Origin of the sequence: Patulibacter medicamentivorans (assembly GCF_000240225.1) — a bacterium.
Taxonomy (GTDB): domain Bacteria; phylum Actinomycetota; class Thermoleophilia; order Solirubrobacterales; family Solirubrobacteraceae; genus Patulibacter; species Patulibacter medicamentivorans.
This window is the reverse complement of record NZ_AGUD01000002.1, coordinates 1-3,768: the sequence shown is the minus strand read 5'-3', so window position 1 is coordinate 3,768 and position 3,768 is coordinate 1. Positions and strand designations below refer to the sequence as shown.

Here is a 3,768-nt window from a genome sequence, read left to right as displayed (position 1 = left end):
GGCGGGCGGGCGCTGCGCGAGGGGCTGCTGTGCGCGCCGGGCGGCGCCGACGGCGGCCCGACGTTCGCCGCGTGGCTCGAGGGCGGTGGTGGCTTGGCTGCTGCGCGTGCGGGGGGCGGTGGTTCGGCCGCTGCGCCTGCGGGGCGCGATGGCCGACCGGCCTCCGGCGGGCGGGAGGCGACGCGATGAGCGCCCTGCGCGACCTGCGGCTGGTCCGCACGGCGCTGGCGATGCTGGCGATCAGCACCGCGGCCGTGGGGATCCCGGCGACCCTCGCTCCGCGCGGCTTCTACGACGGGTTCCCGTTCGTGACCTCGTGGATCGACAAGCTGGGGCCGTTCAACGAGCACCTGGTGACGGACACCGGCGGCCTCTTCCTGGCCTTCGCGCTGCTGTTCGCGTGGGCGGCGTACCGCCCGCACCCGGCGCTCGTGCGCCCGCTCTGCGCCGCCTTCAGCGTCTCCGCGGTCCTCCACTTCGCGTTCCACGTCCGCAACCTCGACGGCTTCGGCGTCGGCGACGCGGTCGCCGAGCTGCTGTCGCTGGCGTTGCTGCTGGTGCTGCCGGCGATCGCGGCCTGGGCACTGCCGACGGGCGGCCCGGCAAGCGGGGCCAGCAGGACGCCGGGCGGCTCGCCGTCCGCCGCCGCGGACGCACACGACGGCGGGGGTAGCTGAGCGCGGCGAGCCGGCTCGGCGGGGGGCGAGGGGCGAGGGGTGTGAGGGGCGACGGCGAGGCGAGGGATCCGGGCCGACGTCCGCGGCGCCCGCCGGATCGTCGTCTCGTCGCGCCTCGGCGGGTGAGGTGGCGATTGGGCGTGGCCTGGCCGGCGGATCGCCGGCTGGAGGTCGGCCGCCTCGCGAGACGACGACTCGACGGGCGCGGTCCGCGGCGGGCCGCCGCCCCGTCGGATTGCCATCTCATCGCACCCCGGTGAACGACACGGCAATTGGGCGTGGTCTGGCCGGCGGATCGCCGGCTGGAGGTCGGCCGCCTCGCGAGACGACGACTCGACGGGCAGCGAGCCTGACCGCGCGCCGTGCGATCCTCGATCGGTGGACCGGCTGTTCGCCCCCGACCCGGACGACGGCACCCCGACCAGTGGCGGAGGGGCGTCGCTGCCTGCCGACGCGCCGCTCGCCGCGCGGCTGCGACCGGCGACCGTCGAGGACGTCGTCGGCCAGGCCGCGCTGCTGGGCGAGGGCCGGCCGCTGCGGGCGGCGATCGACTCGGGGACGCCGCACGCGATGCTGCTGCACGGGCCTCCGGGGTCGGGCAAGACGACGCTGGCCCGGATCGTGGCCGACGCGGCCGGGGCCGCGGTCGAGGCCCTGCAGGCGGTCGATGCCGGCAAGGCCGAGGTCCGCGCGGCGCTTCAGCGGGCGCGCGAGCGGCGGGCCTCCAGCGGCACTCCGACCGTCCTCTTCATCGACGAGATCCACCGCTTCAACCGGACTCAGCAGGATGCGCTGCTGCCGGCGGTCGAGGAGGGCCTCGTGACCCTGATCGCCGCCACCACCGAGCCGCCGTGGGCCGCGGTCAGCCCGGCGCTGCGCTCGCGACTGCGGATCTACCGCCTGCGTGCGCTGGCCGAGGCCGACGTGCTGGTGCTGCTGCGACGGGCGATGGAGCGGCGGCTGCTGGACCGCGACGGCGAGCAGGTGCGGGCCGACGACGACGCGCTCGAGCTGCTCGCGAGTCGCAGCGCCGGCGACGCGCGGACCGCCCTCGGTGCGCTCGAGGCCGCGACCGGCTTGGCGCGGGCGGCTGCCGCGACGGTTGCCGGCGAGGTCGACGGCCCCGCCGCGAGCGCCCCGGTGGCGAAGGGATCCGCGGACGGTCAGCCAGCGAACGACACTGCGACGAACGACACCGCGACGGACGACACCGCGACGGACGCGCCCGACCCGCCCCCCGCCCGCCCGGCCCGAACCGTCCGCGTGACCGGGCGCCAGGCGTCGGCGGCGCTCGACCGGACGGTGATCGCGGCCGGGCCCGACCAGCCGCACGACCTGCTGTCGGCCTACATCAAGTCGATCCGCGGCAGCGACCCCGACGCCGCCGTCTACTACCTGGCCGGCATGCTCGCGGCGGGCGAGGATCCGCGGACGATCGCCCGGCGGCTGGTCGTGTCCGCCAGCGAGGACGTCGGCCTGGCCGACCCGTACGCGCTGCCGATGGCGATCGCCGCCGCCGAGGTCGTCGACCGGATCGGGATGCCCGAGTGCCGGATCGCCCTCTCGCACGTGACGATCCGCCTGGCCCTGGCGGGCAAGAGCAGCGCCGCCTACCGGGCGATCAACGACGCCCTCGAGCACGTCGCCGAGCACGGCGTCGACGCCCCGCCGCCCTACCTGCGCGGCAAGATCAGCGACGGCGCCCGGCCGCAGGACTACGACTACCCGCACGCCAACCCGGGCGGCTTCAGCGACCAGGAGCTGCTGCCGCCCGCGCTCGCCGACCACCGCTTCCTGCAGCCGGCGCCGCACGAGACCGTGCTGCTGGAGCGGCTGGCCGCGGCGCGCCGCGGGCGGGGACGGAAGCCCTGAGCGAGCGCGGTGGGGGTCGCCGGCGACCAACCGGCGGCCCACCCCGCTACTCGGCCGCGCCCGCCCCACTCGCCGCCGGCTCGGCGGCGGGCCCGGTGCCTCGCTGCAGGGCGGGGAAGATCATCAGCAGCAGGGCGCTGGCGGGACCGTCCGGCGCGGCGTAGCGGTGGGGGCGATCGGCGTCGAAGCGGACGAAGTCGTGGACGTCGAGGGCGACGATCGCCTCCTCCGGTCCGGCCTCGATCTGGCCGCTGAGGACGTAGAGCTGCTCGACGACCCCCGGGGCGTGGGCCGGGGAGTGCTGGACGCTGCCGGCGGCCAGGCGCATGCCGTAGAGCTCGAGGATCGCGCTGCCGACGTGGCTGCGCTCGATCAGCCGCGCCTCCATGTTCCAGCCCGGGACCAGCGGGCCCTCGTCGGCGCGGACGACGCGCGGCTCGGTGTTCGGGGGCTCCGAGACGAGATCCCCGAGCGTCGCCCCGAGCGCCCGGCTGAGCGCATGCAGGGTGTCGATCGTCGGGTTGGCGCGACCGGCCTCGAGCTGGGTCAGCGTGCCCTTCGCCAGGCCGGCGTGGCGGCCGAGGTCGACCAGCGACAGCCCCCGTGCCAGGCGGAGTCGCCGGACGTTGGCGCCGACCGTCTGTGCCACCGCGCTCACGGGTCCACGGTAGCGACGCGCGCGGAGGACGCCGGGCCTCCCGGCTCGGTCGCCTCGGCCGCGAGACCGGTCGTGGCGGTTCGCGGCGGGCGGCCGCCGCGCGCTCCCAGCGTCACGCCGAGCAGGATCAGCACCAGGCCGGCGACGGCCCGCGCGGTGATCTGCTCGCCCTCGGCGATCGCGCCCAGGGCCAGCGCGACGGCCGGGTTCAGGTAGGTCACCAGCAGCGCCCGCTGCGGCCCGGCGCGCTGGACGAGCGCGACGAACAGGACGACCGCCAGCAGCACCGCCAGCATGCCCAGCAGCAGCAGCGCCAGGATCGCCCGCCCGCCCGGTGCGACGGTGGCGCCGCTCGCCAGCGCCACCGGCACGGCCAGCGCGACGAACGGCACCGCCCCGAGCACGGCCAGGGCCCCGGTCGCCAGCGGCGGCTCGGTGACGAACCAGCGGCGGACGACGAGCGCGCCCGCCGCGTAGGCGACCGCCGCCCCGAGCGCGGCCAGCCCGCCGAGCAGGTCGACCTGCAGGCCCTGGCTGCCGAGCCCGACCACCAGCGCGACG

At 77.2% G+C, this 3,768-nt stretch carries 5 protein-coding genes; 3 read left to right on the top strand and 2 right to left on the bottom strand.

Features of this window, described 5'->3' with window-relative positions; genetic code table 11:
• The 3 genes from PAI11_RS27710 to PAI11_RS00025 form a co-directional block, all read left to right on the top strand.
• Window positions 1–189, top strand: a 189-nt coding sequence (locus PAI11_RS27710) for a hypothetical protein (protein ID WP_211656528.1), incomplete at its 5' end; no start/stop codon positions are given.
• Complete coding sequence (locus tag PAI11_RS00030) at window positions 186–677, top strand: hypothetical protein (protein WP_007569521.1); 492 nt, start codon at window positions 186–188, stop codon at window positions 675–677. The genes PAI11_RS27710 and PAI11_RS00030, both read left to right, overlap by 4 nt.
• 378 nt (window positions 678–1,055) lie before the next feature.
• Window positions 1,056–2,549 carry a replication-associated recombination protein A gene (locus tag PAI11_RS00025; RefSeq protein ID WP_007569520.1) on the top strand — a complete coding sequence of 498 codons (1,494 nt, stop codon included), beginning with the start codon at window positions 1,056–1,058 and terminating at the stop codon, window positions 2,547–2,549.
• A 46-nt stretch (window positions 2,550–2,595) separates the two neighbouring features.
• Here PAI11_RS00025 and PAI11_RS00020 read toward each other — a convergent pair whose 3' ends face one another.
• The gene (locus PAI11_RS00020) at window positions 2,596–3,207 is read right to left on the bottom strand and encodes a helix-turn-helix domain-containing protein (protein WP_007569519.1); all 612 of its coding nucleotides are present in this window, start codon (window positions 3,205–3,207) and stop codon (window positions 2,596–2,598) included.
• On the bottom strand, window positions 3,204–3,768 hold a 565-nt coding region (locus PAI11_RS23680; protein ID WP_170320661.1), incomplete at its 5' end, for an EamA family transporter. The genes PAI11_RS00020 and PAI11_RS23680, both read right to left, overlap by 4 nt.

Bases quoted from the DNA above. Each gene is read 5' to 3' on its own strand.
- PAI11_RS00030 (WP_007569521.1), top strand. From the start codon at position 186: ATGAGCGCCCTGCGCGACCTGCGGCTGGTCCGCACGGCGCTGGCGATG.